This is a genomic window from Salinicola peritrichatus (genome assembly GCF_003206715.1).
GTDB lineage: Bacteria > Pseudomonadota > Gammaproteobacteria > Pseudomonadales > Halomonadaceae > Salinicola > Salinicola peritrichatus.
Genome location: NZ_PZJU01000021.1, coordinates 93,618 through 113,167, shown reverse-complemented (window position 1 = coordinate 113,167; position 19,550 = coordinate 93,618). Strand labels below are relative to the sequence as shown.

General features: G+C 64.8%; 15 protein-coding genes. 8 read left to right on the top strand and 7 right to left on the bottom strand.

Annotation, left to right across the window (positions count from 1 at the left end; translation table 11 throughout):
• Positions 1–28 precede the first annotated feature (28 nt).
• The 7 genes from tldD to DOM57_RS09445 all read right to left on the bottom strand — a co-directional run bounded on the left by tldD (position 29) and on the right by DOM57_RS09445 (position 10,620).
• Complete coding sequence (gene tldD / locus DOM57_RS09475) at positions 29–1,498, bottom strand: metalloprotease TldD (RefSeq protein ID WP_420820221.1); 1,470 nt, start codon at positions 1,496–1,498, stop codon at positions 29–31.
• Positions 1,495–5,499 carry a YhdP family phospholipid transporter gene (locus DOM57_RS09470; RefSeq protein ID WP_110648959.1) on the bottom strand — a complete coding sequence of 1,335 codons (4,005 nt, stop codon included), beginning with the start codon at positions 5,497–5,499 and terminating at the stop codon, positions 1,495–1,497. Before DOM57_RS09470 ends, tldD begins: the two co-directional genes overlap by 4 nt.
• Positions 5,500–5,503: 4 nt before the next feature.
• Positions 5,504–6,970: a ribonuclease G gene (gene rng, locus DOM57_RS09465; RefSeq protein ID WP_110648958.1), complete on the bottom strand. Its 1,467-nt coding sequence runs from the start codon at positions 6,968–6,970 to the stop codon at positions 5,504–5,506.
• Between the two features lie 272 nt (positions 6,971–7,242).
• Complete coding sequence (locus DOM57_RS09460) at positions 7,243–7,845, bottom strand: Maf family protein (protein ID WP_110648957.1); 603 nt, start codon at positions 7,843–7,845, stop codon at positions 7,243–7,245.
• A 226-nt stretch (positions 7,846–8,071) separates the two neighbouring features.
• A complete protein-coding gene (gene mreD, locus DOM57_RS09455; protein ID WP_110648956.1) occupies positions 8,072–8,551 on the bottom strand; it encodes a rod shape-determining protein MreD in 480 nt (159 codons plus the stop codon).
• Between the two features lie 2 nt (positions 8,552–8,553).
• Complete coding sequence (mreC, locus tag DOM57_RS09450) at positions 8,554–9,528, bottom strand: rod shape-determining protein MreC (protein ID WP_275425968.1); 975 nt, start codon at positions 9,526–9,528, stop codon at positions 8,554–8,556.
• A 54-nt stretch (positions 9,529–9,582) separates the two neighbouring features.
• A complete protein-coding gene (locus tag DOM57_RS09445) occupies positions 9,583–10,620 on the bottom strand; it encodes a rod shape-determining protein (protein ID WP_035473851.1) in 1,038 nt (345 codons plus the stop codon).
• Positions 10,621–10,787: 167 nt separating this feature from the next.
• On the opposite strand from DOM57_RS09445, the gene gatC reads away from it, so the two are divergent.
• The 8 genes from gatC to DOM57_RS09405 all read left to right on the top strand — a co-directional run bounded on the left by gatC (position 10,788) and on the right by DOM57_RS09405 (position 19,521).
• Positions 10,788–11,078, top strand: a complete 291-nt coding sequence (gene gatC / locus DOM57_RS09440) for an Asp-tRNA(Asn)/Glu-tRNA(Gln) amidotransferase subunit GatC (protein WP_110648954.1) — start codon at positions 10,788–10,790, stop codon at positions 11,076–11,078.
• Positions 11,079–11,159: 81 nt separating this feature from the next.
• On the top strand, positions 11,160–12,617 hold the full coding sequence (gatA, locus tag DOM57_RS09435; RefSeq protein WP_110648953.1) for an Asp-tRNA(Asn)/Glu-tRNA(Gln) amidotransferase subunit GatA: 1,458 nt from the start codon (positions 11,160–11,162) through the stop codon (positions 12,615–12,617).
• Positions 12,617–14,068: an Asp-tRNA(Asn)/Glu-tRNA(Gln) amidotransferase subunit GatB gene (gene gatB / locus DOM57_RS09430; protein WP_110648952.1), complete on the top strand. Its 1,452-nt coding sequence runs from the start codon at positions 12,617–12,619 to the stop codon at positions 14,066–14,068. The genes gatA and gatB overlap by 1 nt, the downstream gene beginning before the upstream one ends.
• 59 nt (positions 14,069–14,127) lie before the next feature.
• Complete coding sequence (locus DOM57_RS09425; protein WP_110648951.1) at positions 14,128–14,679, top strand: cupin domain-containing protein; 552 nt, start codon at positions 14,128–14,130, stop codon at positions 14,677–14,679.
• Between the two features lie 119 nt (positions 14,680–14,798).
• On the top strand, positions 14,799–15,671 hold the full coding sequence (locus DOM57_RS09420) for an HTD2 family dehydratase (RefSeq protein WP_110648950.1): 873 nt from the start codon (positions 14,799–14,801) through the stop codon (positions 15,669–15,671).
• Positions 15,668–16,837 carry an acyl-CoA dehydrogenase family protein gene (locus DOM57_RS09415; RefSeq protein ID WP_204352909.1) on the top strand — a complete coding sequence of 390 codons (1,170 nt, stop codon included), beginning with the start codon at positions 15,668–15,670 and terminating at the stop codon, positions 16,835–16,837. Before DOM57_RS09420 ends, DOM57_RS09415 begins: the two co-directional genes overlap by 4 nt.
• Before the next feature lie 85 nt (positions 16,838–16,922).
• A complete protein-coding gene (locus DOM57_RS09410) occupies positions 16,923–18,275 on the top strand; it encodes an MmgE/PrpD family protein (RefSeq protein ID WP_110648949.1) in 1,353 nt (450 codons plus the stop codon).
• Between the two features lie 49 nt (positions 18,276–18,324).
• Entirely contained in the window at positions 18,325–19,521 is a 1,197-nt protein-coding gene (locus DOM57_RS09405; RefSeq protein WP_110648948.1) for a CaiB/BaiF CoA transferase family protein, read from the top strand.
• Positions 19,522–19,550: the final 29 nt, after the last annotated feature.

The following is a 19,550-nucleotide window of genomic DNA, read 5'->3' as shown; positions in this document are numbered from 1 at the left end:
CTCTTTCTTCTTCCCTCTTCCCCCAGGATTACGTTCCCGTCCCCCCAACGGTTATCTCATCCAGCTTCAGCGTCGGCTGCCCGACGCCGACCGGCACGCCCTGGCCCTCCTTGCCGCAGATCCCGATACCGCTGTCCAGCGCCATGTCGTTGCCGATCATCGAGACATGCGACATCGCCTCGGGGCCGTTGCCGATCAACGTCGCGCCTTTCACCGGCGTGGTGATCCTGCCGTCCTCGATCAGGTAGGCCTCGCTGGCCGAGAACACGAACTTGCCCGAGGTGATGTCGACTTGGCCGCCGCCGAAGCTGACGGCATAGAGGCCGCGCTTGACGCTCTTGACGATCTCTTCCGGGTCGTCCCGGCCCGCTAGCATGTAGGTGTTGGTCATGCGCGGCATGGTGGTATGGGCGTAGGATTCGCGCCGCGCGTTGCCGGTCGGCTGCATGCCCATCAGCCGCGCGTTGAGCTTGTCCTGCATGTAGCCGGTGAGAATGCCGTCCTCGATCAGCGGCGTGTACTGGCCGGGTGTCCCTTCGTCATCGACGCTGAGCGAGCCGCGACAATCGGCGAGCGTGGCGTCGTCGACCACGGTGACCCCCTTGGCCGCGACCTGCTGACCCAGGCGGCCGGCGAAGGCGGAGCTGCCCTTGCGGTTGAAATCGCCCTCGAGCCCATGGCCGACCGCCTCGTGCAGCAGGATACCGGGCCAGCCATTGGCCAGCACCACCGGCATCTGACCGGCCGGCGCGGCCACCGCCTCCAGATTCACCAGCGCCTGACGCACCGCTTCGCGAGCGTACTTGTCGGCGACCTTCTCGTCGCGCAGGCGTTCCATCGAGTAACGCCCGCCGCCGCCGGCGCTACCTCGTTCACGCCGACCGTCGCGGGCCACGATCACGTTGACGTTGAAGCGCACCAGCGGACGGATGTCGGCCGCCAGCGTGCCATCGCTGGCGCACACCAGCACCACCTCGTGCACACCGGTCAGGGAAGCGCTCACCTGGGTGACCGACGGGTCCTCGGCGCGAGCGACCCGGTCGGCTTCCTTGAGCATCGCGATCTTGTCCTCGGCGGAGAGTCCGCTCAGCGGATCGACGCCCTGATAGCGCGCGGTGGCCGCCGCGACCTGAATCGACGCCGGCCGATGCCGCGTGCCGCTCCGGGCGATGCCGGACGCCGTGCGTCCGGTATCCAGCAGCGCATCCGAGCTGATCTGGCTGGAATAGGCGAAGCCGGTCTTCTCGCCGGAGAGCGAGCGCACACCGACGCCGCCGTCGATGCTGTAGCTGGCATCCTTCACTTCGCCATCCTCGAGCACCCACATTTCATGCCAGGTGCGCTGAAAGAACAGATCGGCGTAATCGATACCGACGCCCATGGCATGGCCCAGACCGACATCCAGCGCCCCCACGTCCAGGCCGTCGGGGGCCAGCAACAGCGCCGATGCCTGCTCGAGAACGTCATTACTCTTCTGTCTCATTGGATTCAGTGTCATCGGGCACTTTCCAGGTTGATGTTCGGCGAGGACCAGGGGCCCTCGATGCGATAATAAATTTGCGTGGCACTATCCAGCCAACGGCCAAATAGTTTATGGAACGCAAAGAGCCCCAGACCCACCTGGGGCGCCCCCGCCATCACCGCGACCAATGGCAGGTTCTGGCTGACCGGTACGGTAATGCCCAGGCGCTGATTCAGCGTCTGGCGATTGAGATCGACGCTCCCCGTTAGCGTAAAACGCGTCGAAGTCCCCTCGATCACCACCGGACCCTGGCTCTTCAAAACACCATCATACAGGGTAGCGCTGCCATCGATGCGATTGAAAGCGGTGCCGCCGCTGGTCACGTCGGAAAAATCCAGTTGCAGACGGCGTAGGATATTGTCCAGATTGAAAAGCCCGACCAGCTTGGCCCCGGACGAATGGATCTGGCGCAACTGTCCGGTATTCATCGTCGTCTGAACCCGGCCCGTCGACAGTGGCAGCGAAAATTGCCATGGCGCGCCTGGCCAGGAAAGCTGCATGTCGGCTTTGGCACTGTCGCTGGTGACCGGTACCGGCTGGCCCAATATGCGGAACGCGCTTCCCACATTACCACCGCTGGCATGCAACTGGACTCGACTCAGACTCGCGCCTCCGGAAGCTTCCCAATCAAGTGACCCCGATAGATCCAACTCGCCCAGCGAAAGCGCCAGTGGCTCGACAGTAAGATGCCGGTCGTCGGCCTGCCAGGTCGCTTCCCAGGGTCCGAACCGCTGACCCTGACGCTCGAACTCGGCGACACGCACATGCCCTGCCGGGATTTTGGCGAGCCAAGAAGGCAGACCGACCGGGTGAGGCGCGGTTTCGATCTCGTCCATTAAACTCGATGCCGCATCGTGATCCGCCCTGTTTTTTTTCTCCGGCGTTAACGCGTCGAGATTGAGACGCTGTAGATCGACGTCGATCGGCATTGCGGCCTGTGGCTGCCAGTTCGCCTCACCGGCGGCGATTTCGCCAGCGAGGGAGAGCCGCCATCCCTTCGAAAGGGGCGCGGCGTCGACCTGCAGACCGCCGAGACAACGCCCTTCCACCAGAATGCAAGGCGTTGACAACGCGACCCGCTTGAGTCCGCCACCGCTCTTTACCGGCTGCGCACCCGGAGCGCCGACGTCGTCTTCGAGTGTGGTCTCGACACGACTGCGTGACACCGAGGCCGCATCGCTAGCCTTGAGCTGGGTCAACGCCTCCACCCAACGTTGCGTATCCACACGATTGGGTCGCCACAATACATACCACCCCGGCTCGCTGGGCCAGGCTGCCTGCTCTCCCGGCCACCCTTCCAGCCAAACCTGCCCCTGGGCATCGTCGTCGATCGTGCGCCAGCGCGCGCGCCCCCAGTCAGCCAGTGTTACCGTGCCAGAGCCGGAGCCGAGATCCGCATCGATCGCCAGTGCTTCCTTGGCCTCCGGCGACTTGCCGAACGGTGGCGGCAGATGGATGGCGAGGCCTTCGAGATCGCTGCGCAGCGTCAGGCTGGCGTTGTCCTGATCATCGAAGGTGATGGCTGCGTGGTAGGGAAAGACACCATCCAGCAAGCCGCCGATCCGCTGCAGACCGCTCCAGGCCAGGATTCCCTGCCCCCAGGCCTGCCCCTGTATTGCGATACCCGGTTCGAGCGCATCGTCGCGACCACCGATATTGAAACGTGCCTGCAAAGGCCCGTCGAGGGCACGTGCGTCGAGCGTTCCGGTCACGTAATCCTCGCCTTTCTCGCGCCGATAGCGCAGGTCACCATCGATGTCGCCGAACGTCAGCTGCAATTCGGGGAAGGTCAGCGAATCGACGTCGGCCTGCCCCTGCACGTCCACCGCCATGTCGGTCTCGGCGTCGCTCTGCTCGGTCATCGGCATGCCGATGTGCAACTTGGCGTCGACACGGCCCTCGCTCTGCCACAGCCCAAAGGTCTCGCTCATATCCTCCAAGGGTGCATCGGCGAGGAAATCCAGCAAGCCACCACTGCTGCCCGTAACGTGGCCGTCGATCGCAAGCTGCTTGTCGGCCAGGGTGACCGTGGCGTCGCGGGTCGTCAGATCATGACTGGTGGCGTGATCGACCTGGGCCTGCAGGTCCATGTTGTCGACCTGCAGATGACCCTCGACATCTTCGAGCGTCGGCCAGTCCGGAGCGTACTGCAGGTGCCCGTCGGTGATATCCAGCGACAGCGTGAAGCGGTCGTCAGGATTGACGAACATCTGCCCCTCCGGTGCCTCCTTGTCGGTCAGTGTCAGCGACAGCCCCAACTCGCCGCGTTTGACCATGCCGCCGATGTCGCCGCCGAACCACTTGAGCAGTTGCGGATCGTCGATCACGCGCGTGGGCAACCAGGAAAGCACACCGGAATGGCGCGCATCGGCATCGGCGAAGGAGAGATCGAGCAGAAAACTTCCCGGCTTGTCGTCGGCGTCGAAGAGCGTCAGGCCGAAGCGCCCCTCGGCGCTGGCTCCTCGCCAGCCGGCCTTGAGGTCTTCGCCACTGAATACGGCGCCCTCCTGCGTCAGCCGCCAATCGATCGCGCCGCTGGCCGAGGAGAGATCGAGCGGATCGGCATAGACGCTGGGGAGAGAAAAGGTCGTGTGCTCGCCACCGGTAAACGCGACGCTGCCACCTCGGCCGCGGAACGTGGCCCAGGCATCGACAGGACCACCGCCGGGAATCTCGTTCCAGGCCGTCAGCGAAACTTGCTCGAGCGCGCTCTGCGCGTACCACTCGCCGTGATCCTGGCCCACTTCCAGCCCGGCGACATGTCCGCGCGGATCGAGATGGATCAGCGGCTGCGCGATGTCGAACGGCAATGGCACGAAGCGCAGATAGTCGGTCATGCCGTCGACATCGAACGGCGTAGTGCGCAGCCACCAGCCATCATCGGTGGATTGCGCCTGTAGCGCGCTCGGCCAGTCGACATCGGCCAGCCCCGCATGGGATACGCGCAGGTCATCGATCCACGCCCGCCATTGCCCCGCGGAGTCCCGCGTGAGTCCGGCGTTCAGGCCAAGGTCGGTGAGTGTTTCGGATGTCTCGTTCCGGGTGTCGACGATGCGCAGGCTGGGCACGTCCAGCGTCAGGCGGCCGCTGCGCAGACCGCCATCGCGCCACTCCCCGGATATCGTCGCCCGGCCGTCGGCCTGGCCCAGCGCCTTGCCTCCCCACATATTAGTTCCGGGGGGCGCGGTCAATACCGCCAGCGCCGGGGATAGCGCAGAAAGGTTCAGACTGCCGACGAAGCGCGCCTGTGGGGCATCTCCGGCGCCGTCGATGGCGATATGCAGTGTCGCCGCGCTCCCGTTCGCCGATTCGGCGGCCTGGCTCCCATCACTCTGGCCCTGGCTCCGCTCGATAACGGCCTGGATCGACGCCTTGCCGTTGCGACTGGCCAAGGCAAGCCGCGACAGTGTCACCCGTGCCTCGCGCTCGCGACCATGCAGCACCAGGGTCGCATCCTCGATCTCGGCCTGCTGACGCAACAGCGTCTTCAGCCAGGCATCGATGTCCGGCATACGGCCTGGCTCGCGCGGACCACTACCACCGAACCAACGGCTGCCCGCACCCTCGGGCCAGGTCCAGTCGCCCTCCGGCGTTTCGTAGAGATGCAGCGTCAGGCCCTGAATCTCTCCCGCCGTGACGATGGGCGCGCCGCGCTGCCAACTGGCCAGTGTCTCGAACCGGCCCGAGGCGTGATCGACGCTCAACAGCGGCTGCCCCCCACGGCTTTCCAGCGTGAGATCGTGCATCGTCAATTGCGGGTCAAGATGGTGGATATCGAGCGCCAGATGGCCGAGACCGGCCCGGGCATCGAGTTGCCCTTCCACCCAGGAGACCAGCCACGGCGACAACCGATCGATCTGCAAGGCGGCAAGACGCAGCCCGGTGGAGACACAGGCGAGCGCGATGGCGATCACGGCGACCAGCGTCAGCAGCCAGCGTCCCGTCGCTCGTAAAGGCGTGTTGCGCAGACGGCTCATCGACTCACATCAGTACGATGTCGTACTGTTCCTGGGAATAGTGCGCTTCGACCTGGAAGCGAATCGTCTTGCCGATGAAGGATTCGAGATCGGCGACTGCCGCGGACTCCTCGTCGAGCAGGCGGTCGACCACGGATTGCGAGGCCAGCACCATGTAAGTCTCCGGCGAGTAGGCGCGCTCCTCGCGCAGGATCTCGCGGAAGATTTCGTAGCATACGGTTTCCGGTGTCTTCAGCGCACCGCGCCCCTGGCAGGTCGGACACGGCTCGCACAGCGTCTGTTCCAGACTCTCCCGCGTACGCTTGCGGGTCAGCTGCACCAGTCCGAGCTCGGTGACGCCGGTCAGCTTGTTCTTGGCGTGATCGCGCTCCAGCGCCTTTTCCAATACGCGCAGCACCTGGCGCTGGTGCTCCAGTTCCTCCATGTCGATGAAGTCGATGATGATGATGCCGCCGAGGTTGCGCAGGCGCAGTTGCCGGGCGATCGCAGTGGCTGCCTCGAGGTTGGTCTTGAAAATGGTCTCTTCGAGATTGCGGTGACCCACGTAGCCGCCGGTATTGACGTCGATGGTGGTCATCGCCTCGGTCTGGTCGATCACCAGGTAGCCGCCGGACTTGAGCTGGACCTTGCGCCCCAGCGCCTTCTGGATTTCGTCCTCGACGCTGTAAAGGTCGAAGATCGGCCGCTCGCCGGGGTAATACTCGATGCAGGACTCCAGCGTCGGCATGAACTCGCGGGCGAACTCCTTGAGCTTGAAGTAGTTCTCGCGGGAGTCGATGCGCACCTTTTCGATCTGGTCGCGCATGACGTCGCGCAGGGTGCGGATGAACAGCGGCAGGTCGTCGTAGATGGCACTCGGTGTCGACGCGGTGAGACGCCGCTCGGCGATCTTCTGCCATAGCCGCTGGAGGAACACCATGTCGGCGAACAGCTCGTCGCGCCCCACGCCCTCGGCTGCGGTGCGAATGATGAAGCCGCCACCGCCCGCGTCCGGCAATTCCGACTGGCCGCATTCGACCAGGGCCTTGAGCCGCTCGCGCTCGGCCTCATCCTCGATGCGCTGGGAAACGCCCACATGCGGGGAATCCGGCATGTAGACCAGATAGCGGGAGGGAATCGACAGATGCGTCGTCAGGCGCGCGCCCTTGGAACCGATCGGGTCCTTGGTGACCTGGACGATCAGCGACTGGCCAGCGTGCAGCAGATGACTGATCGATGCCGGTTCATCGTGGGGCGTATCCGGCGGCGGCGCCACTTCGTTGACATGGATGAAGGCAGCCCGTTCGAGACCGATGTCGACGAAGGCTGCCTGCATGCCGGGCAGCACGCGAACCACCTTGCCCTTGTAGATATTGCCGACGATGCCCCGCCGCCGGCTGCGTTCGATGAAAGCTTCCTGCAGCACCCCGTTCTCGACGACGGCGACGCGGGTCTCCATCGGCGTCAGATTGATCAGTACCTCACCGCTCATGCGGGCATCCTTGTCAGAACCTGCCTACGATCTGCTGCGCGTCGGCCAAACATTGTTGAGTCGGAGCTTCGCGGAGACAACAGCCGGAGGCTGGTCCGTAGGGCGAGCGAAGCGAGTCAAACACTTCGGAATGCTCATTTAACCCCATGTAAACTCGTACGCGAGCCCGGTCCTTTCCTCAAGTGTTTTCGCCCCGAATTATCCATAATCGAGACTCTAGCTCGCGAGATCGTAAACAGATTCTTGCGAGTTGTTGGGGGCCGTGCCAGGGATTATGACACAGCCTCGACGCCATCCCACAAGGCGATGCCCTGAGCGCGCAGGAGTTGTGCCGTTTCAAACAGCGGCAACCCGACGACCGCCGAATAGCTGCCCTCCAGCCGTTCGACGAAAACAGCCGCCCGGCCCTGAACGGCGTAGCCGCCGGCCTTGTCGCGAGGCTCGCCGGTGGCCCAGTACGCCGCCATCTCCGCCGCGGCGATCTCGCGCATGTATACCTGGGTCGCCACCCGACACTCCAGCGTCCCCCGCGGGCCAATCACCGCCACCGCCGACATTACCCGATGCGCCCGTCCGGACAATGCCGACAACATCCGGCGGGCGTGACTTTCGTCTCGCGGCTTGCCGAATATCTCGCCATCGCAGACGACCACCGTATCGGCACCGAGCGTCGGCAGCGCACCGTGGCCATGGCCGGCCTCGGCCTTTTCACGCGCCAGGCGGGTCACCAAGTCTTCAGGGGATTCGTCGTCGCGACAGGACTCGTCGATATGGGCAGGCGCGACCTCGACGGAAACACCGATCGAGGTCAGCAGCTCGCGCCGGCGCGGCGATGCCGAGGCCAGTCGCAGCATGGGAGTGGCGGTAGAAAGCATCCGAAGGCTCCAGGTGAAGACATACCGAGGAAACGCTGTATAAATCGGCGAGCAGGATGAAGTGGGCGGCACTCCGTCGCAAGGTGCCCGGAGCGCAGCAACCNNGCACCGCGCACAAATTCGCCGGGAGCGAATTTGAACGGCCGCAGGCCGGCCTCCGGTGACCGCCAGGGATGGCGGTCATAACGCAGCGATTCGCCTGCGCAGACATTTAGGCAGTGTTTCCTTAGCCGATGCCTAGGCGACGCCGCAGCACCTGCATCATGGTGAACAGCCACGGCCACAGCAGCGCGCCGATCAGCGCCGGCAGCAGGAACTCCAGACTGACCGAGATCGGCCCGAAAATCGTGCGCAACCATTGCTCGACCAGTTGAGCGATGCCCAGCAGGACGAATACCAGCACCGCCTGCTGCCAGATCGAGTAGACCCGGAAACGCTGGTACAGCAACAGGAAAAGATAGGCCAGCAGCGACAGCGTCAGCGCGTTCTGCCCCAGCGGCGCACCCTCGATCAGATCGAGAATCAGGCCCAGCACGAAACCGTGCACGACACCGACGCGCTGCGGCGTGGCCACGCACCAATAAGCGAGCAACACGCCCAGCCAGTCCGGGCGCCACACCAGCCAGGCATCGGGCAGCGGCATCACCTGCAGGCAGAGGGCCAACAACAGCGTGCACCAGACAAAAAGATAGCCGAACAGCCCCATGGTCAATGCGGTGCCCCCGCTTGCAGTTTCAATGCCGCCGTCAGTGCCGTCTCGCTGATCCGATGGACCTCGGGATGAGCGGGATCGCCGGGCCAGATCACCTGGCGGGCCATCCGCTCCGGGCCGCTCAGGCCACTGGTATCGGGACGCTCGGGCGGGAACAGCAACAGGAAATAGCGTGAGCGTTCCGGCTGCGAGATCGGCTCGGCGGTCACTTCCATGAAAGCCTGACTCGATGCACGTTTGACGCGGCTGACACGCGCCACCGGATAGCCCTGCGGGAAACGTCCGCCGAGACCGGAGGTAACCAACAGATCGCCCTCACGAATGTCCGCCGTCGCCGGCACGCTGGGAACGTCGAGGGTATCGAGCTGACCGGTGCCTTGAGCGATGAAGCGCAACCCGTTGCGGTTGATCTCCACCGGCACTGCATGGTTGGCGTCGGCCACCATCAATACCCGGCTGGTGTAGGCGGAGACCGAGACCACCTGGCCGATCAGCCCCGAGGCGTCCATGACCGGCTGGCCGATATAGGCACCGTCACGCCGGCCGCGGTTGATCACCATCTGCTGGGTGAACGGATCGGAATCCAGCGACAATAGCTCCGCGGTGATGTAGGGAACGTCGTCGGGATTGGGCGCGTTGAGCAATTCGCGCAGATGGACGTTTTCCGCCGTCAGGCTGGCCATGCGCTGCACCCGGTTGGAAAGGGTCAGCAATTGTTCGCGCAGGCGCAGGTTCTCGTCGATCAGGCTCTGCTGATCGGAGATCGCCATCGCCCCCCAGCGCATGCCCTCGCTAGGCAGGCTGACCAGCCACTGGATCGGCGCCACGACGGTGGTCAAATGAGAACGCACCGTTTCCACCGCACTGAAGCGATGTTCGGCGAACATCAGCCCGAATGCCAACACCGCACACAGCAGCATGCGATACGTGGGCACCGGGCCGTAGGAAAACAGCGGTTTGATAGGCCTCACCTCCGCCTACCGGTGACCGGCGCCGCCGAACGGCGGCTCCCGTCGCGGATGGCCTCAGTCGCTGGATAGCAGCTCGAAGGTGTGCTGGTCGATCATCTCCAGCGCCTTGCCGCCACCACGCGCCACACAGGTCAGCGGATCCTCGGCGATGATCACCGGCAGACCGGTTTCCTCGGCGATCAGCTTGTCGATGTCGCGCAGCAGCGCGCCACCACCGGTCAGCACCAGGCCGCGCTCGGCGATGTCGGAGGCCAGTTCCGGCGGCGACTGCTCCAGCGCGCTCTTGACCGCCGCGACGATCGCCGCCAGCGGCTCCTGAAGCGCATCGAGGATCTCGTGAGAGTTGAGCGTGAAGCTGCGTGGAATGCCCTCGGCCAGGTTGCGCCCGCGCACGTCGATCTCGCGCAGCTCGCCGCCCGGGTAGGCACACCCCACCTCCTCCTTGATCCGCTCCGCCGTGGCCTCGCCGATCAGACTGCCGTAGTGGCGACGCACATAGGAGGTAATGGCTTCGTCGAAACGGTCGCCACCAATGCGCACCGATTCGGAGTAGACCACCCCGTTGAGCGAAATGATGGCGATCTCGGTGGTACCGCCACCGATGTCGACGACCATCGAGCCCTGGGCCTCCTCGACCGGCAGACCGGCCCCGATCGCGGCGGCCATCGGCTCTTCGATCAGATAGACATCGCGCGCTCCGGCGCCCTCGGCGGACTCCTTGATCGCGCGGCGTTCGACCTGCGTGGACATGCAGGGAACGCAAACCAGCACGCGCGGACTCGGGGTCAGGAAGGTGCTCTGATGAACCTTGCGAATGAAGTGCTGCAGCATCTGCTCGGTAACGGTGAAATCGGCGATCACGCCATCCTTCATCGGACGGATGGCGGTAATGTTACCGGGCGTACGCCCCAGCATGCGTTTGGCGTCGAGGCCGACGGCGGCAACGCTGCGCATGTTGCCGGATTGGCGAATCGCCACGACGGAGGGTTCGTCCAGGACGATACCGCGGCCGCGGACGTAAATCAGCGTGTTGGCGGTTCCCAGGTCGATCGACAGATCGCTCGAGAACAGCCCCCGTAAACGTTTAAACATGGAAACTTTTACCTAGTCCAGACCGGAACCCTGTGCGGACGCAAACGGTATCACCGTGGGGGTGAAGCAGCAAGCGCGAGCCTGCCAGATGGCACACGAATATGGTAATGTTGCCCTCATTTATCGACGTATCGTTACGACCTTCCAACATAAAGGTACTTCTCCACATGGCAATCGAACATGCTGATGTGTTGCGAGCGGCACATCTCGCTCGCCTGGGTCTCGACAGCGACACCGAAGCGGCCGCTTACGTCGACGATCTTTCGCGCATCCTGGAGATGGTCGACCGTCTGCGCGCCATCGACACCGAAGGCGTCGCTCCGCTGTCGCATCCGCTCGACGCCACCCAGCGCCTGCGCCCGGACGAGGTCACCGAGACCAACCAGCGCGAGGCCTTCCAGGCCTGTGCGCCGGAAACGTCCGACGGTCTCTATCTGGTACCGCGCGTCGTCGAGTAAGCGAGACGATCCGCAGAGTCTTCCGCCGGCGCCGGCCATTGACCAACGCCGCGTCGCTTTCTGACAGGGAACACCGACCCCATGCATCAAATGACGCTCACGGAACTCGCCAAAGGCATCAAGGCCGGCGACTTTTCCAGCCGAGAGCTGACCACCAGCCTGCTCGATCGCATTGAGCGGCTGGATGGCGATATCAATAGCTTCATCACCGTCACCCGCGACCAGGCCCTGGCGGCCGCCGACGCTGCCGACCAGGCCCGCGCCAGAGGCGACGATCGCCCGCTCGCCGGCCTGCCGCTGGCGATCAAGGATATCTTCTGTACGCGCGGCATCCGCACCAGTTGCGGCTCGAAGATGCTCGACAACTTCCAGGCGCCCTACAGCGCCACGGTGGTCGAAAAGCTCGAAGCCGCCGGCATGGTCAGCCTCGGCAAGACCAACATGGACGAGTTCGCCATGGGCTCGTCCAACGAATCCAGCTACTACGGCCCGGTGAAGAATCCCTGGGACCTGAGCGCCGTGCCCGGCGGCTCCTCCGGCGGCAGCGCCGCCGCCGTGGCGGCCGGCTTCGCCCCCGCCGCGCTGGGCACCGACACCGGCGGCTCGATCCGCCAGCCCGCCGCCTTCTGCGGCATCACCGGGCTCAAGCCGACCTACGGCCGGGTCTCCCGCTACGGCATGGTCGCCTTCGCCTCGAGCCTCGACCAGGGCGGCCCGATGGCCCGCTCGGCGGCCGATTGCGCCCTGCTGCTCGGCGCCATCGCCGGGCATGATCTGCGCGACTCCACCAGTGTCGCCCGCGTGGTACCGGACTATCTCGCCGAACTCGACACGCCGCTGGCCGGGCTCAAGATCGGCCTGCCCAAGGAGTATTTCGGCGACGGTCTGGATGACGAAGTCGAGGGCGCGATCCGTGAAGCGATCGGTACCTTCGAGTCCCTCGGCGCCAAGGTGTGCGAAGTCAGCCTGCCGCATACCCATCTGGCGGTCCCGGCCTACTACGTCATCGCGCCGGCGGAGGCGTCTTCCAACCTCTCGCGTTACGACGGCGTGCGTTTCGGCCATCGTTGCGACAATCCGGTCGATCTCGAGGATCTCTACAAGCGCTCGCGCGCCGAAGGCTTCGGCGACGAGGTCAAGCGTCGCATCCTGATCGGCACCCACACGCTGTCGGAAGGTTTCTTCGACGCCTACTACCGCAAGGCGCAGCAGGTTCGCCGCCTGATTCGCCAGGACTTTCTCGACGCCTTCGAGGAAGTCGACGTGCTGATGGGCCCGGCCGCGCCGACCCCGGCGTTCGATCTCGGCGCCAAGAAGGATCCGGTCTCGATGTACCTGCAGGACATCTACACCATCGCCATCAACCTGGCCGGCATCCCGGGCATCAGCGTACCGGCGGGCTTTGCCGGCAAGCGCCCGATCGGCCTGCAGATCCTCGGCCAGCACTTCGCCGAAGGCCAGCTGCTCAACGTGGCACACCAGTTCCAGCAGGCGACGGATTGGCACCGTCGGCATCCGTCCGACCAGGAGACAACCTAATGCAGTGGGAAACCGTCATCGGGTTGGAAGTCCACGTCCAGCTCGCGACCCAGTCCAAGATCTTTTCCGGCGCCTCCACCGCCTTCGGTGCCGAGCCCAATACCCAGGCCTGCGCCATCGATCTCGGCCTGCCGGGCGTACTGCCGGTGCTCAATGAGGGCGCGGTGGCGATGGCCGTCCAGTTCGGCCTGGCGATCAACGCCGAGATTCCCGAGACCTCGCTGTTCGAGCGCAAGAACTACTTCTATCCCGATCTGCCCAAGGGCTACCAGACCAGTCAGATGGCCCAGCCCATCGTCGGCAAGGGCGAAGTGGAGATTCTGCTCGACGACGACAGCCGCAAGCGCGTGCGTATTCATCACGCCCACCTGGAAGAGGACGCCGGCAAGTCGCTGCACGAGGACTTCCATGGCATGACCGGGGTCGACCTCAACCGGGCCGGTACGCCGCTTTTGGAGATCGTCTCCGAACCCGACATGCGCTCGGCCAGGGAAGCGGTCGCCTACATCCGTGCGCTGCACGCCATCGTCACCTATCTGGGCATTTCCGACGGCAACATGGCCGAGGGCTCGATGCGCTGCGACGTCAATGTCTCGGTGCGCCCCAAGGGACAGGAAACCTTCGGTACCCGCGCCGAGATCAAGAACGTCAACTCCTTCCGCTTCGTCGAGCGCGCGATCGAGTTCGAGGTCGAGCGCCAGATCGAGCTGCTCGAGGATGGCGGCAAGGTGGTGCAGGAGACCCGGCTCTACGACCCGGATCTGGACGAGACGCGCAGCATGCGCACCAAGGAGGAAGCCAACGACTACCGTTACTTCCCCTGTCCCGACCTGCTGCCGGTGATGCTCGACGAAGCCTACATCGAACACCAGCGCGCCACCCTGCCGGAGCTGCCCAGCGAGAAGCGCGACCGTTTCGAGAACACCCTCGGCCTTTCCGCCTATGACGCCGGCGTGCTCTCCTCGACCCGTCCCATGGCCGAATACTTCGAGGCCGTGCTGGCCGTCTGCGGCGATGCCAAGCAGGCCGCCAACTGGGTCCAGGGCGAGCTTTCGGCGCATCTCAACCGCGAGAACATCGACATCGGCAACAGCCCGGTCACGCCGGAACAGCTCGGCGAGCTGATAAGTCGCGTGCTCGACGACACCATCAACGGCAAGGCCGCCAAGCAGGTCTTCGCCGCACTGTGGAACAACGAAGGCACGAGCGCCGACGAGATCATCGACGCCCGTGGTCTCAAGCAGGTCACCGACACAGGCGCCATCGAAGCGATGATCGACCAGGTCATCGCGGAGAGCCCGGTGCAGGTCGCCCAGTACCGCGAAGCCGACGAGGCCAAGCGCGGCAAGATGATCGGCTACTTCGTCGGCCAGGTGATGAAAGCCTCGCGCGGCACCGCCAACCCGCAACAGGTCAATGGCTTGCTCAAGCAGAAGCTGGATCAGGCTTGACATATACCTTGTCCTGAATGGGCCCGGTCGGTGGCATGACCGGGCCGAAGGAGATTGCGATGTCCGACGACGTTGGTTCTCGCCTGCGTACGCTGCGTACGCTGCGTGGCATTTCCCAGCGTGAGCTGGCCAAGCGCTGTGGCGTCACCCACTCCAGCCTGTCGTTGATCGAACAGGGCAAGGTCAGCCCATCGGTCAGTTCGCTGAAGAAGATCCTCGACGCGATCCCGATCAGCGTCGGCGATTTCTTCACCTTCGAGCTGGAGAGCCGCAATCAGGTATTCTACAGTGTCGACGAGCTACCCAACGTGGCGACCAACGACGTCATCTACCGCCTGGTCGGCGCCAACCGCGAGCATCGCGCGCTCTCCTTTCTGATCGAGACCTACCCGCCCGGTGCCGACACCGGCCGTGAAATGATCGCCCATCGCGGCGAGGAGGCCGGCGTGATCCTGGAGGGCAGCATCGAGATCACCATCGGTGCCCACACCCGCCAACTGCACCCTGGCGAGGCCTACTACTTCGATACCAACGTGCCCCACCGCTTCCGCAACAGCGGTAGCGAACCCTGCAGGCTGGTGAGTTGCTGCACTCCCGCCAGCCAGTTCTAAGCTTTCCGACCAAAGTCGTATTAAGCAAAACCAAAGACCCCTGCCGAGAAATACGAATTTCATCTGGATTATTGCCGGGCGATCCTACGCTCAACCTTTGAACGCTCATGGATCGGCCGATGTCGGATAACGCTCTCGCACGCTGGATCGGTAATCGCGAACAGTGCACGGACCATCTGGACGGCGCCCTGGTGGCACGGGTCGCCGCCACCTTCGGTACCGCCTGTCCCGCTCCCGGAGAACCCTTGCCGCCGCTTTGGCACTGGGCCTTCTTCCAGAATCCGGTGCCTGCCGATGGGCTGGGCGACGACGGCCATCCCGCCCGTGGCGGCTTCCTGCCGCCCGCGGACGACCGCAATCGCATGTGGGCCGGCGGTCGTCTCGATTTCCTGGCGCCGCTCAAGGCCGGGGTCGAGGCCGAGCGCGTGTCGACGGTGAGCGACATCCAGGAGAAGCAGGGACGCACCGGCTCGCTGCTGTTCGTGACGGTGCGCCATGAATACCGCCAGCGTGGCGAACTGTGCATTCGCGAGGAACAGGACATCGTCTACCGCCAGCCTGCGCCGCCCAAACTCTCACTCGACGAACCCATGCCGGAGGCTGACTGGTCGCAGTCCTTCGACCCCGATCCGGTCTTGCTATTTCGTTACTCGGCGGTGACCTTCAACGGCCACCGTATCCACTATGACTGGCCTTACGTTACCGGGACCGAGGGTTACCCGGGGCTAGTGGTTCACGGGCCATTGATCGCGACGCTGCAGTTGCAGGCTTTCTGCGAGGCCAATCCCGACGCGCGACCCACGCGCATGGCGTATCGCGGCCTGCGCCCGCTGATCGCCGATCAACCGTTCCAGACGACGGGGCTCGTGACCGAGGCCGGCCGCGCCGAGCTGACCGCCGGCAATGCCGACGGTCCGGCCCATCGCGCCACGATTGAATTCCAGAATGTGGATCTTGCAAGCGCCGAATTCGAGGAGTCTTCACGCCCATGAACCTGAACCCGATCGATCACGAAGCGCTGGAGGCGATCCGCGACGGCGTGCGCGGCCTGTGCCAGCAGTACGACGGTGAATATTGGCGCGGCATCGACGAAGCGCAGGGATTTCCCGACAAGTTCGTCGATGAATTGACCGCGGCCGGCTGGCTGGGCGCGATGATTCCCGAGTCGTTCGGCGGCTCCGGGCTGGGACTGGCCGAGGCCAGCGTGATTCTGGAAGAGGTCAACCGCTGCGGTGGCAACGCCGGCTTCGTCCACGGCCAGATGTACAACATGGCGACGCTGCTCAAGCACGGCAGCGAGGCCCAGAAGCAGGCGATACTGCCGAAGCTGGCCAGCGGCGAGCTTCGCCTGCAGTCGATGGGCGTCACCGAGCCCACCACCGGCACCGACACCACCAAGATCAAGACCACCGCGGTCAAGCGCGGCGACAAATACGTGATCAACGGCCAGAAGGTGTGGATCTCGCGGATTCAGCACTCTGACCTGATGATTCTGCTGGCGCGCACGACGCCGTTGGCCGAGGTCAAGCGCAAGTCCGAGGGGATGTCGATCTTCCTGGTCGACCTGCATCAGGCAATCGGCAACGGCATGAGCGTGCAGCCGATCGACAACATGGTCGGCCACGAGACCAACGAGCTGTTCTTCGATAATCTCGAACTGCCCGAGGAGAGCCTGATCGGCGAGGAAGGCAAGGGCTTTCGCTATATCCTCGACGGGCTCAATGCCGAGCGCACCCTGATCGCAGCGGAATGCATCGGCGACGGTCGCTGGTTCATCGACAAGGCCAGCCGCTACGCCAACGAACGAGTGGTATTCGACCGCCCCATCGGCCAGAACCAGGGCGTGCAGTTTCCGATCGCCGAGGCGCATATCGAGGTCGAGGCCGCCGACCTGATGCGCTGGCGCGCCTGCCAGGAGTTCGATGCCGGCCAGCCGGCCGGTGCCAGCGCCAACATGGCCAAGTACCTGGCCGCCAAGGCCTCGTGGGAAGCGGCCAACGTCTGCCTGCAGACCCACGGCGGCTTCGGCTTCGCCAACGAATACGATGTCGAACGCAAGTTCCGCGAGACCCGGCTCTACCAGGTGGCACCGATCTCGACCAACCTGATCCTCTCCTACGTGGCCGAGCACCTGCTCGATCTACCGCGTTCGTTCTGAGGGATCGACATGCACGGCTCGCCCCGCTGACGCGACCCCGACGGCGATCCGGTCGAGGTCGCCAACCGAACCGAGGACACCCGAGATGCGTGATTACACTCGCGAACTAGCGACTTTTCTCGCCGAACTGCGTTTCGAACAGTTGCCCGACACTGCCGTCGAGCGTTGTCAGGCGCTCTATCTCGACTGGCTGGGCTCCGCCCTGGCCGGCAAGGACCATCCACCGATCCCGCTGTTCGAGCGTTACAGCGAAATGATGGGCCCCGGCGACGGTGGCAGCCAGCAATTGACCGACCGCCGCATGACCTCGCCGCACTTCGCGGCGCTGGTCAATGCCGCGGCATCCCATGTGGTCGAGCAGGATGATCTCCACAACAGTTCGGTACTCCACCCCGCCACGGTGGTCTTCCCGGCGGCGCTGGCAACGGCCCAGGACCAGGGCAGCAGCGGGCAGGCGCTGATCACCGCTGCCGTGGCCGGCTACGAGGCGGGAATCCGCATCGGCGAATTCCTCGGCCGCTCTCACTACCGCATCTTCCATACCACCGGTACCGCCGGCACGTTGGCCGCCGCGGTGACGGTGGGCAAACTGCTGGCGCTCGACACCGACGGCTTCGTCAATCTGCTCGGCAGCGCCGGCACCCAAGCCGCCGGGCTGTGGGAATTCCTGCGCGATGCGGCGGATTCCAAGCAGCTGCATACCGCCAAGGCGGCCGCCGACGGCCTGCTCGCGGCCTATATGACCCAAAGCGGCCTGACGGGAGCCCGGCATGTTCTCGAAGGCCCCCAGGGCATGGCCGCCGGTATGTCGACGAATGCCGACCCGGCGCGCCTGGTCGACCGCCTGGGCGAACGCTGGGCGCTGGAGGAGACCTCGTTCAAGTTCCATGCTTCGTGTCGTCATACCCACCCGGCGGCGGACGCGTTGCTGGCGCTGATGCAACGCGAGTCACTCGGCCACGGCGATATCGAGACGGTCACCGCCCGGGTCCATCAGGCGGCGCTCGATGTGCTCGGCCCGGTGACCGATCCACGCACCATTCACCAGGCCAAGTTTTCGATGGGCAGCGTGCTCGGATTGATCGCCGTCCACGGCGATGCCAGTCTCGCCAGCTTCCGCGATCACGCCCTGCAGGACGAGGCCGTCAGCGCCTTCCGCCGGCGTGTGAACATGACGCTCGATGCCGAAGTGGACGCCGCCTACCCCCGGCGCTGGCTGGGCCGGATCGAGGTCGTCACCCGTGACGGCCGCCAGCTGAGCGCGGCGATCGACGAGCCCAAGGGCGATCCGGGCAATACGCTGAGTCGCGAGGAGCTCGAGGACAAGTTCCGGCGGCTCGTTGCGTTCTCCGGCGCCGCCAGCGCGAGCGAGGTCGAGCGCTCGATCGCGCATGCCTGGTCGCTGCCAGACATGCCCCGGATCGGCCCGCTGTTATGAGACGGCACGCCACCTCGCTTCGGTTTTTCCATTTCAGACAGGATGCTTCATGACTGCTCAAACCACGCGACCGCTCGACGGCATCACGGTCATCAGTCTGGAACACGCCATCGCCGCACCCTTCTGTACGCGGCAACTGGCCGACCAGGGCGCCCGGGTGATCAAGATCGAACGCCCCGGCGTCGGCGATTTCGCGCGCGGCTACGACGAACGCGTGCGGGGCCTCTCGTCGCACTTCGTGTGGACCAACCGCTCGAAGGAGAGCCTCGCCCTCAATCTCAAGCACGAGGCGGCCCAGCCGATCCTGCAGGATCTCCTGGCCGAGGCCGACGTGCTGGTACAGAACCTCGCACCAGGCGCGGCGGCGCGCATGGGGCTCGATTTCGACTCGCTGCACCAACGCTTTCCGCGCCTGATCGTGTGCGATATCTCGGGTTACGGCGAGGGCGGTCCGTATGCAACCAAGAAGGCCTACGATCTGCTGATCCAGAGCGAGGCAGGCTTCCTCTCGGTCACCGGCGGCCCGGAACCGGAGGCGATCGCCAAGGCGGGCTGCTCGGTGGCCGACATCGCCGCCGGCATGTACGCCTACAGCAACATCCTCTCCGCGCTGCTGCTGCGCGGGCGTACCGGCGAGGGGTCGCGCATCGACGTCTCCATGCTCGAGAGCCTGGTCGAGTGGATGGGCTATCCGATGTACTACGCCTTCGACGGCGCCCCGCCGCCCCGCGCCGGCGCGTCCCACTCGACGATCTATCCCTACGGCCCGTTTCCGACCGGGGACGGCGGCACCGTCATGCTGGGCCTGCAGAACGAGCGCGAGTGGCAACTGTTCTGCGAGAAAGTGCTCGAAAAACCCGAACTGGCTCAGGACGCCCGCTTCGACGCCAACTTCAAACGTTCCGAGAATCGCGCGACGCTGCGCGCCATCATCGACGAGGCGTTCGCCACGCTCAGCGCGGAGCAGGTGATCGCACGCCTCGACGCCGCGCAGATCGCCAATGCGCATGTCAACGACATGGCCGGCGTATGGGATCATCCCCAGCTCGCCGCGCGCCAGGCCTGGAGAGACGTGGGCAGCCCCAGCGGCACCTTGCCGGCGCTATTGCCGCCGGGACGCAACAACAGCTATACGCCGCGCATGGATGCCGTCCCGGATCTTGGCGAGCACAGCGAAACGATCCTGCGACAGTTGGGCTATGGCGACGACGCCATCGCACGGCTGCGTGCGGCAGGTACGATCTGAGACACTGCGAGCCTTTCCGCCATCGAGCC